This is a genomic window from Solibacillus sp. NPDC093137 (assembly GCF_050280445.1).
Classification (GTDB): Bacteria; Bacillota; Bacilli; order Bacillales_A; family Planococcaceae; genus Solibacillus; species Solibacillus isronensis_B.
Map to the genome: position 1 here is coordinate 1,559,718 of NZ_JBNNVH010000001.1, position 16,067 is coordinate 1,575,784.

At 36.6% G+C, this 16,067-nt stretch carries 20 protein-coding genes; 11 read left to right on the top strand and 9 right to left on the bottom strand.

The window, feature by feature from the left end:
* Positions 1-55 precede the first annotated feature (55 nt).
* The 5 genes from ACQKN3_RS08005 to ACQKN3_RS08025 all read left to right on the top strand — a co-directional run bounded on the left by ACQKN3_RS08005 (position 56) and on the right by ACQKN3_RS08025 (position 2,697).
* Complete coding sequence (locus ACQKN3_RS08005) at positions 56-304, top strand: ferredoxin (protein WP_008404945.1); 249 nt, start codon at positions 56-58, stop codon at positions 302-304.
* 141 nt (positions 305-445) lie between these two features.
* Positions 446-1,222: an enoyl-ACP reductase FabI gene (locus tag ACQKN3_RS08010; protein WP_079525816.1), complete on the top strand. Its 777-nt coding sequence runs from the start codon at positions 446-448 to the stop codon at positions 1,220-1,222.
* A gap of 118 nt (positions 1,223-1,340) precedes the next feature.
* The gene (locus ACQKN3_RS08015) at positions 1,341-1,583 is read left to right on the top strand and encodes an excalibur calcium-binding domain-containing protein (RefSeq protein ID WP_427711641.1); all 243 of its coding nucleotides are present in this window, start codon (positions 1,341-1,343) and stop codon (positions 1,581-1,583) included.
* 14 nt (positions 1,584-1,597) lie between these two features.
* Positions 1,598-2,296 carry a glycerophosphodiester phosphodiesterase gene (locus ACQKN3_RS08020; protein WP_427710667.1) on the top strand — a complete coding sequence of 233 codons (699 nt, stop codon included), beginning with the start codon at positions 1,598-1,600 and terminating at the stop codon, positions 2,294-2,296.
* Positions 2,297-2,517: 221 nt separating this feature from the next.
* On the top strand, positions 2,518-2,697 hold the full coding sequence (locus ACQKN3_RS08025) for a hypothetical protein (protein ID WP_251688924.1): 180 nt from the start codon (positions 2,518-2,520) through the stop codon (positions 2,695-2,697).
* 140 nt (positions 2,698-2,837) lie between these two features.
* On the opposite strand, the gene ACQKN3_RS08030 is transcribed toward ACQKN3_RS08025, so the two are convergent.
* Positions 2,838-3,038, bottom strand: a complete 201-nt coding sequence (locus ACQKN3_RS08030; RefSeq protein WP_008404960.1) for a cold-shock protein — start codon at positions 3,036-3,038, stop codon at positions 2,838-2,840.
* A 358-nt stretch (positions 3,039-3,396) separates the two neighbouring features.
* Between ACQKN3_RS08030 and ACQKN3_RS08035 the strand changes: the two genes are divergently transcribed.
* Positions 3,397-3,960: a nitroreductase family protein gene (locus tag ACQKN3_RS08035; RefSeq protein ID WP_251688926.1), complete on the top strand. Its 564-nt coding sequence runs from the start codon at positions 3,397-3,399 to the stop codon at positions 3,958-3,960.
* 85 nt (positions 3,961-4,045) lie between these two features.
* On the opposite strand, the gene ACQKN3_RS08040 is transcribed toward ACQKN3_RS08035, so the two are convergent.
* A complete protein-coding gene (locus tag ACQKN3_RS08040) occupies positions 4,046-4,459 on the bottom strand; it encodes a MarR family winged helix-turn-helix transcriptional regulator (RefSeq protein WP_427710670.1) in 414 nt (137 codons plus the stop codon).
* A gap of 175 nt (positions 4,460-4,634) precedes the next feature.
* Between ACQKN3_RS08040 and ACQKN3_RS08045 the strand changes: the two genes are divergently transcribed.
* Positions 4,635-5,138, top strand: coding sequence for a CarD family transcriptional regulator (locus ACQKN3_RS08045; protein ID WP_251688930.1), 504 nt, complete (start codon positions 4,635-4,637; stop codon positions 5,136-5,138).
* 314 nt (positions 5,139-5,452) lie between these two features.
* Complete coding sequence (locus tag ACQKN3_RS08050; protein ID WP_251688932.1) at positions 5,453-5,962, top strand: DUF3231 family protein; 510 nt, start codon at positions 5,453-5,455, stop codon at positions 5,960-5,962.
* A gap of 516 nt (positions 5,963-6,478) precedes the next feature.
* Here ACQKN3_RS08050 and ACQKN3_RS08055 read toward each other — a convergent pair.
* On the bottom strand, positions 6,479-7,360 hold the full coding sequence (locus ACQKN3_RS08055) for a LysR family transcriptional regulator (protein ID WP_251688934.1): 882 nt from the start codon (positions 7,358-7,360) through the stop codon (positions 6,479-6,481).
* A 136-nt stretch (positions 7,361-7,496) separates the two neighbouring features.
* Between ACQKN3_RS08055 and ACQKN3_RS08060 the strand changes: the two genes are divergently transcribed.
* Together ACQKN3_RS08060 and ACQKN3_RS08065 are read left to right on the top strand one after the other, a co-directional pair.
* Positions 7,497-8,234, top strand: a complete 738-nt coding sequence (locus ACQKN3_RS08060) for an SDR family NAD(P)-dependent oxidoreductase (protein WP_427710674.1) — start codon at positions 7,497-7,499, stop codon at positions 8,232-8,234.
* Between the two features lie 66 nt (positions 8,235-8,300).
* Positions 8,301-9,545: a CynX/NimT family MFS transporter gene (locus ACQKN3_RS08065; protein WP_427710676.1), complete on the top strand. Its 1,245-nt coding sequence runs from the start codon at positions 8,301-8,303 to the stop codon at positions 9,543-9,545.
* A gap of 103 nt (positions 9,546-9,648) precedes the next feature.
* Here ACQKN3_RS08065 and ACQKN3_RS08070 read toward each other — a convergent pair whose 3' ends face one another.
* The 3 genes from ACQKN3_RS08070 to ACQKN3_RS08080 are packed head-to-tail and all read right to left on the bottom strand — an operon-like array spanning position 9,649 to position 12,915.
* Positions 9,649-10,560: an ABC transporter ATP-binding protein gene (locus ACQKN3_RS08070; protein ID WP_251688940.1), complete on the bottom strand. Its 912-nt coding sequence runs from the start codon at positions 10,558-10,560 to the stop codon at positions 9,649-9,651.
* Between the two features lie 13 nt (positions 10,561-10,573).
* A complete protein-coding gene (locus ACQKN3_RS08075) occupies positions 10,574-11,788 on the bottom strand; it encodes an ABC transporter permease (RefSeq protein WP_427710679.1) in 1,215 nt (404 codons plus the stop codon).
* A gap of 11 nt (positions 11,789-11,799) precedes the next feature.
* On the bottom strand, positions 11,800-12,915 hold the full coding sequence (locus ACQKN3_RS08080) for an ABC transporter (RefSeq protein ID WP_427710680.1): 1,116 nt from the start codon (positions 12,913-12,915) through the stop codon (positions 11,800-11,802).
* Positions 12,916-13,290: 375 nt separating this feature from the next.
* Between ACQKN3_RS08080 and ACQKN3_RS08085 the strand changes: the two genes are divergently transcribed.
* Complete coding sequence (locus ACQKN3_RS08085) at positions 13,291-13,467, top strand: aspartyl-phosphate phosphatase Spo0E family protein (protein ID WP_251688944.1); 177 nt, start codon at positions 13,291-13,293, stop codon at positions 13,465-13,467.
* 178 nt (positions 13,468-13,645) lie between these two features.
* Here ACQKN3_RS08085 and ACQKN3_RS08090 read toward each other — a convergent pair whose 3' ends face one another.
* The 3 genes from ACQKN3_RS08090 to ACQKN3_RS08100 all read right to left on the bottom strand — a co-directional run bounded on the left by ACQKN3_RS08090 (position 13,646) and on the right by ACQKN3_RS08100 (position 15,969).
* The gene (locus tag ACQKN3_RS08090; RefSeq protein WP_427710682.1) at positions 13,646-14,056 is read right to left on the bottom strand and encodes a VOC family protein; all 411 of its coding nucleotides are present in this window, start codon (positions 14,054-14,056) and stop codon (positions 13,646-13,648) included.
* 130 nt (positions 14,057-14,186) lie between these two features.
* Complete coding sequence (gene glnA, locus ACQKN3_RS08095; RefSeq protein WP_427711643.1) at positions 14,187-15,533, bottom strand: type I glutamate--ammonia ligase; 1,347 nt, start codon at positions 15,531-15,533, stop codon at positions 14,187-14,189.
* A 40-nt stretch (positions 15,534-15,573) separates the two neighbouring features.
* Entirely contained in the window at positions 15,574-15,969 is a 396-nt protein-coding gene (locus tag ACQKN3_RS08100) for a MerR family transcriptional regulator (protein ID WP_008408113.1), read from the bottom strand.
* Positions 15,970-16,067 lie beyond the last annotated feature (98 nt).

Sequence of the window (16,067 nt, forward strand, 5' to 3'; positions counted from 1 at the left end):
ACCATTAGAATAAGTAAGAGCTTTATGGAAACGAACGGATAAAGGAGAGGTAACAATGCCAAAATATACTATCGTAGATAAAGATACTTGTATCGCATGTGGCGCTTGTGGCGCTGCTGCACCGGATATTTATGATTATGATGATGAAGGAATCGCTTTCGTTATTTTAGATGATAACATGGGTACTGCTGAAGTTCCAGAAGATCTACTAGAAGATATGCAAGATGCATTTGAAGGCTGTCCAACTGACTCAATTAAAGTTGCAGATGAAACATTTGACGGCGACTCATTAAAATTCGAATAGTATACAAACATACGAAACGATTCCTTTCAAGGGTCGTTTTTTATTTTGCTCTTTTTTCTCATTGCGAATCTATAATCGAGATGTTATAGTTAATATTAGTAGTAGGTACTAATATTAACTAATCATTTTAGGGGTGTCGTTATGGATTTATTGCAATTAAAAGGGAAAAATATTGTCGTAATGGGTGTTGCCAATGAGCGCAGTATTGCTTGGGGCATCGCGAAACGACTATTTGATGTCGGAGCAAATGTAATTTTCACATATCGTAAAGAACGTTCAAAAGGAAAAATCGAAAAATTATTAACAAATTATGAAGAGCACAATGCAACAGTGATTGAATGTGACGTAAACAGCGACGAAAGTATTGAAAAAGCATTCAATCAAATCGGTGAGCAATTTAAAGTAATTCATGGAATTATCCACTCTGTTGCCTTCGCACATGCCGAAGATCTGCACAACCGATTCGTCGAAACAACACGCGATGGCTATGCCTTTGCACAAGATACGAGTGCCTATTCGCTGATCGCTGTAACAAAAGCTGCAAAACCTTATATGACAGAAGGCGGTTCTATCGTAACGATGTCTTATTTAGGTGCACAGCGTGTTCTTGACGGCTACAATGTAATGGGCGTTGCGAAAGCAGCACTGGAAGCTTCAATGCGCTATTTGGCAGCCGATGTCGGTGCGGATAATATTCGTGTTAATGCGATTTCTGCCGGAGCAATCCGTACATTGGCAGCAAAAGGTGTTCCTAGCTTCAATCAGATCCTGCACAAAATCGAAGAAACTTCTCCGTTAAAACGCAACACAAATCAGGAAGAAGTAGCTGACATGACAATTGTGATGTTAAGCCACCTATCCCGCGGTGTGACAGGCGAAACGATTTATATCGATAGCGGTTATAATATTATGGGTTAATCTAAAGCGAATTCACTACCTCCCTTGTGAATTCGCTTTTTTATATGTTAAAATACTGGAAAAGAAAATACTGTTTATTGAGGGTTTTTCAGTGAAAAAGTACATTTCAGGATTATTAATGGGAGCTGTTTTAATAGGCGGTTTCTCACTTTCGGCAATAGAAGCAGAAGCAGCTACAAAAGCAGTTGCTTATAAAAATTGCACTGATTTAAATAAGGTATATAAAGGCGGCGTTGCGAAAGATGCCAAAACTACGAACAAAGGCGGGAAAACAAAATATAAACCTTTCGTATCAGCTGAGCTTTACAAATTAAATGCGAAAAGCGATCGCGATAAAGACGGGATTGCTTGCGAAAAATAGGAGAAGTGAATAATATGAAGATTCTCGCTCACCGTGGTTACAGTGCCAACTACCCTGAAAATACGATGATCGCTTTTCAGGAAGCTGCAAAGATGGACATTTGGGGAGTTGAATTTGATGTCCATTTAACAAAGGACAACCAGTTAGTCGTTATTCATGATGAATCAATTGACCGTACTTCTACAGGTAAAGGCTATGTAAAGGATATGACACTGGAAGAGTTGCGAGCATTCGACTATGGCTCATGGTTTGCTCCGGAGTTTGCAGGTCAAAAAATACCTACATTAGCGGAAACTTTGGCTATTTTTAAATCAACCCCCTTTCAAATTAATATCGAGATAAAGTCTGATATTTTTGAATACCCCGGGATTGAAGCGCTCATTGCAAATGAAATTCATGCTTTTAATTTAGAAGACCGTGTCATTATTTCTTCCTTCAATCATGAAAGCATTGCGCGTTTCCAGCAAATCATGCCAAATGTGAAAACCGCGCTGCTATTCGCTTCGCTTATTGTAAACATAGAGGATTATGTAAAGGAGCTTGGCGCTGATGCTATACATATCCCCTACTACTACGGGATGCGCTCCATTGTTCAGCAAGCAATTAAGAACGGCATGATTGTCAGAACTTATACAGTAAATGATGCAGCAATAGCCCGGCAAATGGAATCACTTGGTATGGATGCCGTGTTTTCCGATGTAGTAAACCTATAAAGATGCTAAAAAACTGTTTCAGAAGAACTCTTTTGAAACAGTTTTTTATGTAATATTTGGACAATTTTTAGAAAAACGCTTTCAAAGAGCTAAAATTTGTTAAGTTCATTTTATCGTCAAACTTTAAAATTTTTACCCGTTTTCACCCCCATTCCCTTTGAAGTCAGACGTCTGTTTACTGTATATTAAGAGTAACAACAAACAGATTCGGAGATGGAATTATGAATACAGAAATTTTATCATTTGTAGAGAAAATGGAAGCAGCTGTACTAAACGATTTAGTTACAACAGACTCTTCTGATTTATATGAAATTGCAGTTGAAATGATCGCTGAGCATAAAGATGCTTACAAAAATATTTGCCAAGCTTATGAAGTAGTTAAGCATAACTTAGTCGGCTAAACTTTAAAAAATAAGCAAAATTAATAGCAGTTCAAATTTACTTCCCCATAAATTTGAACTGCTTTATTTTTGTCTAAAAATACTCAAAAAAAGAGGAATCCTAATGAAAGGATCCCTCTTTTATAGTTACATCATTAAAATTAAAGTTTTACGATGTTTGTAGCTTGTGGTCCACGTTGACCGTCTTCTACTGAAAACTCAACTTTTTGACCTTCTTCAAGAGTTTTGAAACCGTCGCCTTGAATAGCTGAGAAGTGAGCGAATACGTCAGAACCGCCTTCAACTTCGATGAAACCGAAACCTTTTTCTGAGTTAAACCATTTTACTGTACCTTGTGTCATAATAAATGACCTCCAATTAATTAAATTTAATAAGATCGCAATTCTTCAAAAAGAAAAAAATTCACATATTACAAAAAGTACCAACTAAACCACGAAATACTTTTTGTAATAGGTGAATTTAATGTCTTATAACTATCTCATTGACCTTAGTATATAGCAAAAAATCGGTTTTGTCTACTATAAACTCAACTTTATCTGCCTTAACAAATATTTATGGGTAGATGCATATTTTCAATAACTAGCCACATTAGCTAACTAAAAATTATTTACTTACTTTTTGTAATCGTTTTGTTTGCAATTGTATTTTAGCGTTGGTTATTATAGGAGATGTATTACATAGAACTAGGAGGATTTTTTTATGGTATTACAAGCAAAAGAATTTCGAACAGCGGAACACGACATTTCTGACGTATTTTTAAATCGTTGGTCACCGCGCGCTTATGCAGACACACCTGTTGCAGAAGATGTATTAAACCGTTTATTTGAAGCAGCTCGTTGGGCTCCTTCAGCAGGCAATAACCAACCTTGGCGTTTTATCGTAGCGAAAACAGAAGAGGATTTAGCAAAATTCCACCCTGTTTTAATGGAAGGTAATTTAGTATGGGCAAAACGTGCACCTGTTTTAGTATTAGTCGTTTCTGACAATACAAAAGGTTCACATGAGTTTGATGCAGGGACAGCATGGGGCTTCTTGTCGCTTCAGGCAGCTAAGGAAGGTTTAATCACACATCCAATGAGCGGTATTCATAAAGATGTGGCAAAAGAGACGTTTAACATTCCGGATACATTTGATGTGCATTTAGCAATAGCAATTGGTTACAAAGGCGACAAAGAAATGCTGTCTCCTGAATTACAGGCACGTGAAACACCATCAGGTCGACGTCCGTTAAACGAAATTGTTTTTGAAGGTTCTTTTAAATAAGATTTATACTATATTAAAGTAACCGCATGAAGGAAATATTCTTTCGTGCGGTTTTTCAGTTATCTTCATTTCCAAATTATCGGATTTAAATTTTCAGGAGCGGCTTTTTGAGCATTTCCAGCAGCAGTTCATATTCTTTATCCCCGATCGTGTCCCTTACCATCTTTTCTATTTCAAGCTCCATCTTTTTGCTTTCATTAAAAATAACGATTCCCTTCTCGGTCAAATGTGCCATCTTTTGAACTTTCGAGCCTTTTATTAATTCGGTCGTAATTAATTTTTTTTCTTGTAAGGAAGTCACAAATTTATGAACCCCCTGCTTTGAAATGTCTAACTGTTTTACTAATTCGGGTACCGATACGTAGCCCTCATATATGTTTTTCAGTACAAACCATTCGGAACTCGTTATATGAAGGTCATTATTTTCATTCCACATAATTTCTGCCTTTTGGCGTAATTGTTTATGTTGGCGATACAATAATTCGATAAAGTCAATCATTGCTTCTCCCCCCTTTTTTCTGTCAACATAATTCTTAAATAGTCTCAAGCATCATACTAAAGCTAATATATTAATTCAAGTTCATAATACTAATAGGATATTCAAGTCAACTTAGTTGACTTGAACGGTAATTTACTTTATTATTAAATGTATAACTTTTTCCGGAGGCGTATATATGTATAAAATTGGTGACTTAACGTTTTATAAATCCCATGGTATTTGCCAGATTGAGGGTATTATAGAACAAAACTTCACAGGAGAACCTATGCTTTACTATGTTATGCAATCAAAAATCAGACCGGGAGTAACACTATATCATCCAGTTGAGAGTAAAAACTCACAACTTGAAAAATTATTGAGCTATGATGAAGCAGTTCAAATTATGGATTGTTTTTCGAATGAACCAAGCGAATGGAATGACCGCAGTACAAACCGCCAAAGAAATCACGCAGAAATCTTAGGTGCGAATAATCATTTAGAAGCTGCCCAATTAATGAATACACTCCTACGAAAAGATTTGGAATTACAAAAAGAAGAGAAAAAAATTACATCTCAAGACTCCCAAATTTTACAGCAACTCTCAACAATTATATTAGATGTCTTGGAAATTGCGCTTAAAAAGCCAAAAGAAGAAATCGAAAAAGAAATTTACAAAAGAGTTCAAGGTCCTACTAACTAATTTATAAAAATAGCTTTATTTTATTAACGAGTTGAAGTAAATCCCGTTTACTTCAACATTACTCGTTACTGATTGACTTACCACTTTATACATATTAATTACATTCAAATAAGGCGTTTGCTATTCTATTTCAGTAGCAAGCGTCTTATTTTTTTGTCATTTATCAAACTTTTCATTCTAATGATGAATTGTTTTTCGTTTTTCAAAGTCAGGTGATGTATAGTATTTTTTTCAATTAAAAATGAATTAAAACACTTTAGTTGCTCATACTACCGTTGTATGAAATTCACCTAATTTTGAAAGGAAGTGTAATGATGGGAATATTAACGGGTAACCCAAAAGACGAACCGTTACATTATGGAGAAGTTTTTAACATTTGGACAAGTTTGGCTGCAGGTTACAGTATGATTGCAGGGTATCAGACTTTTTATAATCATGCCGGTGACCAGGACTTGAAAAAAATAATTGAAGACTTTATCCAATTTGCAAGAGATGAAGTTAAGCAATTAGAAAAAATTCTTAAATTAAATGGAGTTGGACTTCCTCCTGCACCACCAGAACGTCCTGAAGCACGAATCGAAAATATCCCGCCAGGAGCAAGATTCAATGATCCTGAAATAAGTGCAGCATTATCTGTAGATGTCGCTGCCGGTTTAGTTGCTTGCAGTCAGGCTATGGGTATGACAATGCGAGAAGATATCGGAATGATGTATGGTCAATTCCATACGGCTAAGGCACAGCTTGGAGCAAAGCTATTGCGCCTAAACAAATCAAAAGGCTGGCTCATCCCTCCACCATTGCATCTGCACCATCCATTGCATTGATGAAGTATTGAATCATTTAACTTAAAAATTATTTGTCATTTTATATTGCACTACGATACAATCCCCCATTCATCATATAATCAATAACGCCATTTCTTTAATAGGAAATGGCGTTTTGATTTTATATAGTGCTCCCTTAATAACCAAAAGTTATATCAGAATAAAAAATAAGTATTTTTCATAATAAAAAAATCCATGTATATTTTACTTGTGCAAAAGATATTTGTCTCTGCATAAATAACCTAATTTAAATTCGTTTCACTCTCGAATTTAAGTTACGATTTTGTAATTCAGGACTTTTACTCAGTCTATCTTAGGATTTTACAGCCTCCAACTTTAAAATTCAAAGCCATCAAATTTCTGGGAGGAAATTTGGACGAATTATAGTTTATTAAGTTCTGCTCAACGAATGACTTCTAAACTATTACAATACATTGTTCGACAAAACAATCAACTCCCCCTAATAAAATGTCCCCCGTCTATGTTCAATAGGCGGGGAATTCGTCTTTTAAAGGGTTATTTATGTGTACTCTCAAAATAATTATAACAATGCTGAATAAATGCTTTAGAAATGGCTGTAGTATACGTATATTTATGTTTTAATAATCCAATTGTCCGAGTAAATTCTCCATTTTCAATTCGGATATGCCTGATTTTATCATCATACATACTCATCGACGTTTCAGGTGTAAAGGCAGCACCACGACCATTCTTTACAAGCTGAAGTATCGTCGTCGCTTCCTCTACTTCCACTTGGTATTCAGGTGTATAACCGTTCTCCCGACAAAAATCATCCGTCAGCTGCCGAAAACGGTATTCAGCAGTCAGACCAATGAATGGTAAAGAACGCAATTCGGAAAGGTTAACCGACTCCAATTCAGCTTCCGGGTATGTCGAAGGTACCGTTAAAAATATTTCCTCGTTGAACAAAGGAAGCCACTCCACATTCGGGTGATTCAACTTTTCCGTTGTGATACACAAATCAAATTTTCCATATTCGATAAATTGTTCAAGATTATCCTTCGATAAAGGCACTTGCTTATATTTAATGGATGGATAAAAATTTAAAAATTCATTTAATATATTCGTAAATGTATATGGTAACGTTGTAACAATGGACAATTCCCCATTGCCCTGCTCACGAAATTCACGTAAACCTCGCTCCAGATCCAGGATTTCCGCAAAAATTCGTTCCGCTCGTTTAAATAAAAATTCACCATTTGAATTAAGTGTAATGCGTTTGCCGTTACGGTAAAAAAGATCCATCTCCAATTCTTCCTCCAGCTGCGCAATTGCCTTACTTAATGCCGGTTGTGAAATTAAAAGTTCTTTTGCGGCATGTGACATATTTTGTACTTTCGCTGTTTCATAAAAATAGCGCAGTTTCACTAAATCCATTCAAATTGCCTCCTCTAAATAACTTTAAGTTATATCAACATAAGAAATAAGTATTTTTAATTATATGTACCATAAGTTTAAGATATAAATTGCGCGCAAGCAATTATTAAAAAATTGACTTAAGGAGAGATCTACTATGCGATTACAAAATAAAGTTGCCATAATTACAGGTGCAGCATCAGGAATGGGTCAAGGCGAAGCAATTCGTTTTGCTAAAGAAGGGGCAAAAGTCGTTGTTGCAGACTTAAACCTGGAAGGGGCAAAAGCTGTTGCAGAAGAGATTAAAGCAGCTGGCGGCGAAGCAATCGCTGTACCGGTAAATGTCATGAAAACAGAAGACATTTTAAACTGCATTAAAGTGACAGAAGAAACATTCGGTCCAGTTGATGTACTAGTAAACAATGCAGGTGTATTCGACAAGTATCAAAAATCGCTTGAAACTACATTAGATCAATGGAAATTTTTAATTGATATTAATTTAACAAGCATGTTCGAATTCTGTAACGCTGTATTACCAAGCATGATTGAGCGTCAAACTGGTGCAATCGTAAATATTTGTTCAGTTGCCGGTTTAGTTGCAGGTAAAGGTGGAGCAGCATATACAGCTTCTAAACATGGTGCAATCGGTTACACAAAACATTTATCTAGCGAATACGCTCGCTACGGTATTAAAATCAATGCAATTTGCCCGGGTACAATTGAAACACCTTTAGTAAAAGACGTTTTAGCTGGTCTTTCTAAAGAAGCTGTACCGACACGTACATTTGGTCAAGTTGAAGAAGTAGCAGACTTAGCTGTATTTTTAGCATCTGATGAAGCGAAATTTATGAGCGGTACTGCGGTAACAATTGATGGCGGTTTCACAATTCAATAAATGATTTTACAAAAATGAAGAGGAGAAGCAATTCACTTGCTTCTCTTATACATCAAAGGAGATAGCATGAAAAAACAAGGAAAAACGCACTATGCATGGTGGATCATGATCGCAAGTGCTGCGATTTATGCGGCAAGTGTCGGGATCATCGTAAGCTGTGCTGGTCTATTATATCGCGCTGTTGCACAAGATTTCGGTGTTGGTGTATCTGATATTAGTTTGTATACATCAATTATGTATTTAACGGTAACAATTTTCTTACCGTTCGCTGGGAAGTTTCTAAATAAATTCGATGTTCGTTATATTTTAACAATAGCTGGTATTATAAATGCACTCGCATTCGGATTAATGGGCTTCTATACATCTGCCTGGAATTTCTACATCTCAGGTGTAGCACTTGGTATCGGTAGTACATTCTTAATTTATGGAACGATTCCATTACTAATCAACAATTGGTTTAAAGCAAAAGCCGGTATGGCATTAGGTTTTGCAATGGCTTTCATGGGTATTGGTGGTGCGATTTTCGCTCAAATCACTGGTGCGTTAATCGAATCAATCGGCTGGCGTCCAACATACATGATTTTAGGTGTATGTATTGCCCTATTAATTTTGCCGTTTACATTATTCGTTATTCGTTCAAAACCCGAAGATATGAACAAACAGCCTTATGGTGCTGAAGAAACAACAAATAAAGAGGCTGTACAAGCACAACCTGAAACTGGGGTAATGAAGAAAGTTGCCATCAAAACAATTCCATTCTATTTAATTTTAGGATTTACAGGTTTATTTGGTTTAGCATCTACAGTTGGCTTCCACGTACCAAACTTTATCCAGTCAGTTGGTTTCTCTGCTGCAATGGCCGCTACAGGTGTTACATGTGTGACGATCGGCCAAACGGGCGGGAAGTTCCTGATCGGTGCGGTTAACGATAAATTTGGCGTTAAATTAGCATTATTGACAGGTATCGGCAGTGGTATTTTAGGTACGATTGCGCTACTGTTCTCTGATTCATTCGGCATCGGTATGATGTATTTAGGTGCATTATTATTCGGTATCGGTTTCTCAGGGTCTACCCTTTTACCTCCAATGGTTATTCGTGAAGTATTTGGCGGTAGAGACTATGCATCCATTTATACTACAATCATGTCTGCTTCAACATTAGGTGTTGCGGTCGGTACTACTTTATTCAGTTATATTTTCGATACAACTGGTTCTTACTACATCGTATTTATTACGGTAATTACGTTATTCGTAGTTGTTATTTCTTCAAGTATCTTCTCATTGAACTGGAAGAAAAAATTAAATGTTTAAAAAGTAAAATTTATACTCTTTTATAACTTACAAGCATACCATTCAAACTTGTTGTTCGTTATAAATAAAGCCTTCGTCAAAATTGATTGACGAAGGCTTTTTATTATATAACTTCATGATAGTAAAGGGCATATAAATCATTCAATGTCACTTTGCCAAATGCAAAGTCCATTACATTGTTATCCACCAAAAATTCAGTCAGATCGCTTAACAGCATCGGTTCCGAACTAGGGAGATGCAGCAGTGTCATATCCGTAACGAGTGTTTGCTGCTCGATTAGCGGATATTTCTCCTTTAGGAGCGCTTTTACGGATTCTTCCATATTTTTTACCCGTACTGTTTTAATTTTCGCCTGACTGAACCCTTCAATGATTTCATTTGTATCGACCAGCTTCCCTTCATTAAACAGGAAAATCCGGTCCGCATATTTTTCCAGATTATCAAGCAAGTGCGAAGCGATAATGATCATTTTCCCCTCAGCCTTTTTCTTCATTAAAATCCTAGAAATCACTTCAATATTATTCGGATCAAGTCCGTTCATTACTTCGTCCATCATCATAATGTCTGTATTCGCCACAATTTGCATCGCAAAACAAAGCCGCTGACGCATGCCGAGTGAATAAGTCCCAGTTTTCTTATTTACATAATGGCCCATATTCAGCGCTTCAATTGTTTCGTCGATCAGTTTCGGATCAGACTTCCACATCGTTGCGAACATTTTTAAATGGGCACGTCCGCTTAAATGATTATATAAATCGCTTTGATCCGGCATCATCGACACAAACTTGTGGATTTTTACCTCACTGGATTTATTTGAATAGCTAAGATTATCGTTAAATGATACTTTTCCGCTTGTTGGCGGCAAATAGTTCATAATGACATTCATCAAAGTAGATTTACCGGTTCCGTTCGGTGCAACTAGCCCGATCATTTCGCCTTGTTCAAACTTGATCGAAATATCGTTTAGCACTTTTTTATCAGCAAACTGAACGGTAATATTTTCAATAGCAATCATTCGTTGTCCCCCCTTATTTTACAAGCTTGAAACGTTTAATAAGTGAAATGAGCAACACAATCACCAATAGAATAACCGCGCATATTGTCAATAATAGCAGGCCGTATTGATAATCTACATTCTCACTTCCTAAATAATAGTTCTGATAACCAGATACAACTTTTCCGACATGGATATACGTAGTAGGAACTTTTTCCACTTCCCAAAAATATCCGATACCGCGGCTTATATAAAACTTTTCGCCAAAACTGACCAATAGTCCGACTGCCAAATTCACCATTTCTTGGCGGAACAGTACACTGCATAAAATTACAACATTGATTATGACAATGAACCATACAATCAGTAATGATAAAGACCGACCCAAAAACATGCCTAATGTCATCATATTAGCTAAACTCTCATTCCCCCATTGCAAGAAATTAAAAGCATACTCGGGTGATGGCAGTTTAAGATGGCCGAAACCTGATTGAGCCCCGATTATCATAAAACCAATAAGTAAAGGTACAAATAATGTGATACTGCCGATAAAAGCAATACCTATTTTTACGAGCAGCTTCTTCCAGTCGGCAATCGGAAAGCCTTTCAGCACAGACGGGTGACGACGATCCTTCGTCACAATATCGATCGCCAGTAATAAGGTACAAATAATTAATATTAAAGGAAGCGGACCTTTCAGAAGTCGCTCAAACGTCTGCAATGCCGTACGCTGTTCAAAAACACCAATCGACAATTCGTAATTAGCCTCATTAAAAGCACCGTACCGGAAATGTTGATCCATCGCATTTAAAGCACCTTCAACATTTGCAAATTCCCTGTCTGCCACATAATATCGGTCATTATAGAAAAGGTTTTCATTATAAAATGTCAAATAGTTCATTTGAATATACCAGTCGCTTGTTACTTCCGCATACTTTTTCAGATCATTTGCATCAAGGGCATCCATTCTTGCCTTATCCAGCGGGTTGATATCAGCAAAATCATAATATGCTCTAACTGATGTCGGATGTATTTCCCTTAAATCCCTCTTACTTAAATCATCAATAAATTCCTGACGCGTTAAATAGCGGGCTTCAATTTCCTCCCTGTCGACCTTTTCAATAGGATCATAGGCAGGTGCAATCTTAAACGCATAAAATATCGCAGCAAATGCCAGCAGAAAATAGATCGCCAAGTTTTTCTTATTCGTAAAAAACTGTTTCAGTTCAAATTTAAAATATCCGTACATTTCTTTCCCCCCTAGGCCCTTTTTATTTTTCCTGTAGAGAAGAATGTTTTAATGACGAATAACATGATTAAAATACAAATACTCATAATCAGTAACCCGATATTCATCGTTACATCCACAGGACGCACTAAATCCAACGGCATTCCATTTAAAATTTCATTGAAGTTCATGAAATGGAACGGATTGTACGGGAACACACTAATAATTGAAGGGAAAATAACCGGTAAAAAAAATAGAATCAAATGAACAAACAATGTCAAATACATATTTTTCAGCAGTACATTTAAAATAATGGACAAAAGCATTACAAATATCGAAATGACAAACATATAGACAATGCAAAGTACAATATAGTACACACTTGAAATTAATGTCGGCTCTCCGAAATAAACGGCCACTTGTTCAGAGCCTTCACCCAATCCATTGAATAACAAGGGTGAAGCACTAATAAAGATGAGCGCAATAAATGCGACAACATACAAAAAGGCAATGATACATTTGGATATTACATATTGGTCAAATCGGACCGGGTAACCTTTAATAATGCTTGAATGCTCAAAATCATCCAGTAAAATCGAACTCGTATAGAAACTCATAAATATGTACCAGCCAACACCTACTAAACTAAAGAAATACAACAAAAACGGTATGTAATGAGATAGATCGCTAATCGTATTTTTGCCCGATTCGTACATCACTTTAAAATATAAGTAATTCATTGAATTTTGAAACTTTGTAGGCAGCAAATCCTTCACTTTTTCGTACTCTTCCATATCAAAAGCCTGTTGCCGCAACTCAGCAATACGATAGGAAGCTTCATAATACATCGGATAGTTTTCTACAGTTAATGAAGCAATTTGTAAGGCCACGGCACTTTTCTGCTGTGTCAGATTTTTAAATAAATCACTGCCATCCCCGTCCCTTGAGGCATCCTGAACTTGGAACTTGGATAATACAGCACGCGAACTATAGTAGTCGCCTCTTTTTTCATTGAGCTGATCCCCTACTGACTCTGCCTTAATAAAAAACATACATCCAAACACAATAACGATCACTGCGAGTAACGCAACAATATTTTTTCGGTTAGAGCGTTCGATGAGAAATCCAACTTTTAATGCCTGCAACATATGTAATCCCCTCCCCCTTCTATATATCGACATTGAAAACGGTTACAAACCTAAATTTCGATTTATTGGGTACTTTATTAGAATAATCTATCAATTAATATTTTACAAACTAAAAGGTAAATTTTCAAAAAACAGGAAAATAAACGCTTTAAATCAACACTTTAATTTAACTATTTCGTTTCATAATTGAAGTCAATATGAGATGAAATTATTTTTGTATAATACACCTAATTTTTACAAATTTATGAACTTTATATTTCTACCACGATTCGACACTTTATTATTTCTTAATAGGATACGATGAATAAGCGCTATTATATTTAATTCGAAAATATAAAACAGCGTAATACTTCAGAAAGGAACATAAATTTAGCAATGAAATTTTTATTTTTCAAAAAAATATTTAGACTAAGATTGAGAATAAGAATTGAATCTAAAAGAAAAGACATGTACAAAAAAGCAAATGATCTAGGATTCACACACCCTGAAGTAGTACATTGCAGTCAAGAATTAGATGAATTACTTAATAAGTATTCAGATACTGCTGCGTAAAATAGAGAGAATACATAAATAATGTTGTTCAGGTTCGTAATATGGATCTGCCATATTTATGTTTTATTAATGAAAAGCGTTGGAGCATACAGCCCCAACGCTTTCTTTTTAATATATTTTCATTTAGTGGTGCGTCCTCGTAGTGCAGGTTTTGACCTATATACTGTTTACCCAGATATTAAATCCCCTCTGTGTTCATCAATACTATTCGCCAGCCATCCGGGTCCGCAAACGTCACACCTTTTTCTTCCCAATACGGATTTTCAGGCGGCACCTCGTAGTAGCCCATACTAGCGAGTCGAGACTTCACTGCTTGAATTTGTTCGGCATTAGGCATGTAAAATACGAGCAAATTATCTTCCGTTGGTGCAGGACATGGACTCCCATCAATATGTTCAGTAAATTCCAGATGATACGATGCATCCGGTAAACCAATCATAATACCAGTGTACCCTCGATGTCCTTTAAAGCCGCCAAGTTTTTTAAGACCAAGACCTTCACAATAAAAACGTTCAATCTGTTCTATTTGATCAGTTGGCCGTGCGATACGAAATTGTGCTACATGTAATGTTTCTGTCCACTGTTTCATTTACATCCCCTCCTTACCACATTTTAGAGAGAAAAGGAGAAAAAAACTCTACAACATTAGGATGAAATAAAAATCTTAAATATTGTTTAATGAAAAAAGCGTTGGAGCATGCAGCCACAACGCTTTCTTCTTAGTACATCTTCATATATTGGTCGCGTTCCCACTGGTGTACAGATGTGCGGAACATATCAAACTCCACTTCTTTTGCTTCTTTGAAGTTTGCATAAATATGTTCACCTAATGCATCAATGATTACTTCATCTTTCGCTAAAGTAGCTAATGCTGCATCCAATGAACCTGGTAAACTTGCAATACCATAAGCTGCACGCTCTTCAGCATCCATCACGTAAATGTTTCGGTCAACCGGTGCTGGTGGCTCGATTTTATTTTTCACGCCATCCAATCCTGCAGCCAAAATAACAGCCATTGCTAAGTACGGGTTTGCAGATGGGTCAACTGATCTTAATTCAATACGAGTTGATAGACCACGAGATTCCGGAATACGTACTAATGGTGAACGGTTTTTTGGTGACCATGCCACATAACAAGGTGCTTCATAGCCTGGTACTAAACGTTTGTATGAGTTGACAGTCGGATTCGTCACCGCTGTAAATCCTTGAACGTGCTTTAATACACCTGCTAAGAAATGTTTCGCTGTTTTTGATAACTGTAAGTCTTCCCCTTCATCCCAAAACGCATTTTTGCTTCCTTGGAATAACGATAAGTTGAAGTGCATTCCTGAACCGTTCACACCGAATAAAGGTTTTGGCATAAATGTCGCATGTAAGCCATGTTTACGCGCAATTGTTTTTACTACTAATTTGAACGTTTGAATGTTATCGCATGCTTCCACCGCATTGGCATATTTGAAGTCAATTTCGTGTTGACCCGGAGCTACTTCATGGTGTGATGCTTCAATTTCAAAGCCCATCTCCTCAAGTTCCAATACGATATCGCGACGGCAGTTTTCCCCTAAATCTGTTGGTGCCAAGTCGAAGTAACCACCATCATCATTTAGTTCTAATGTCGGGTTGCCTTTTTCATCTAATTTAAATAAGAAAAATTCTGGTTCAGGTCCTAAGTTAAAACTTGTAAAACCTAATTCCTCCATTTCTTTTAACATTCTTTTTAAGTTAGAGCGCGGATCCCCTTCAAAAGGAGAGCCGTCCGGACGTGCGATGTCACAAATTAATCGGGCAACTTTTCCCTTTTCTGCAGTCCATGGGAAAATCATGAAAGTATCTAAATCCGGACGCAAATACATGTCAGATTCTTCAATACGCACGAAACCTTCAATTGAAGAACCGTCAAACATCATTTTGTTATCCAGCGCTTTATCTAACTGACTTACCGGAATTTCAACGTTTTTGATTGTTCCTAAAATATCGGTAAATTGCAGACGAATAAATTTAACATTTTTATCGGCTACAATTTTTTTAATGCTTTCTTTCGTTGCTTTGCTTGTTCCATTCACCATTACATTTGCCATACTTCAACACTCTCCTTTTTAGTTGGTCCTACTCAGTTTTATATTGAAAGAAACGCGATAAATCGCCTTGACGTAGCGATGTTTTTTGCATGCGCTGCGCCTGCAGCATTTCTTCACGCAATATAGTCCGCAATTCTGTATCTGTCACGCGTACCACGTCAGGTTTCTTTACATACTCTTTCGATCTCATTGCAAATACCTTTTTGACACCCGCCATATTAATGCCCTGGTCGAGTAGCTCTCTTATTTCCAGCAATGCATCAATATCATCAAGAGAAAACATCCTTCGATTCCCTTCTGATCTGGCAGGGACGATTAATTCATGTTCTTCATAATAACGAATTTGTCTAGCCGTTAATTCCGTCAATTGCATAACCATGCTAATCGGCAGTAACGGCATCGCTCTTCGAAACTCTCGACTCATTATCTCGCCTCCCTCTTCTTACCATTTACTTTAAATCAATGTAATGTTCTTTGTCAATCTAATGTTATAAAAACTAACATATCGTTTTTAGAATAATT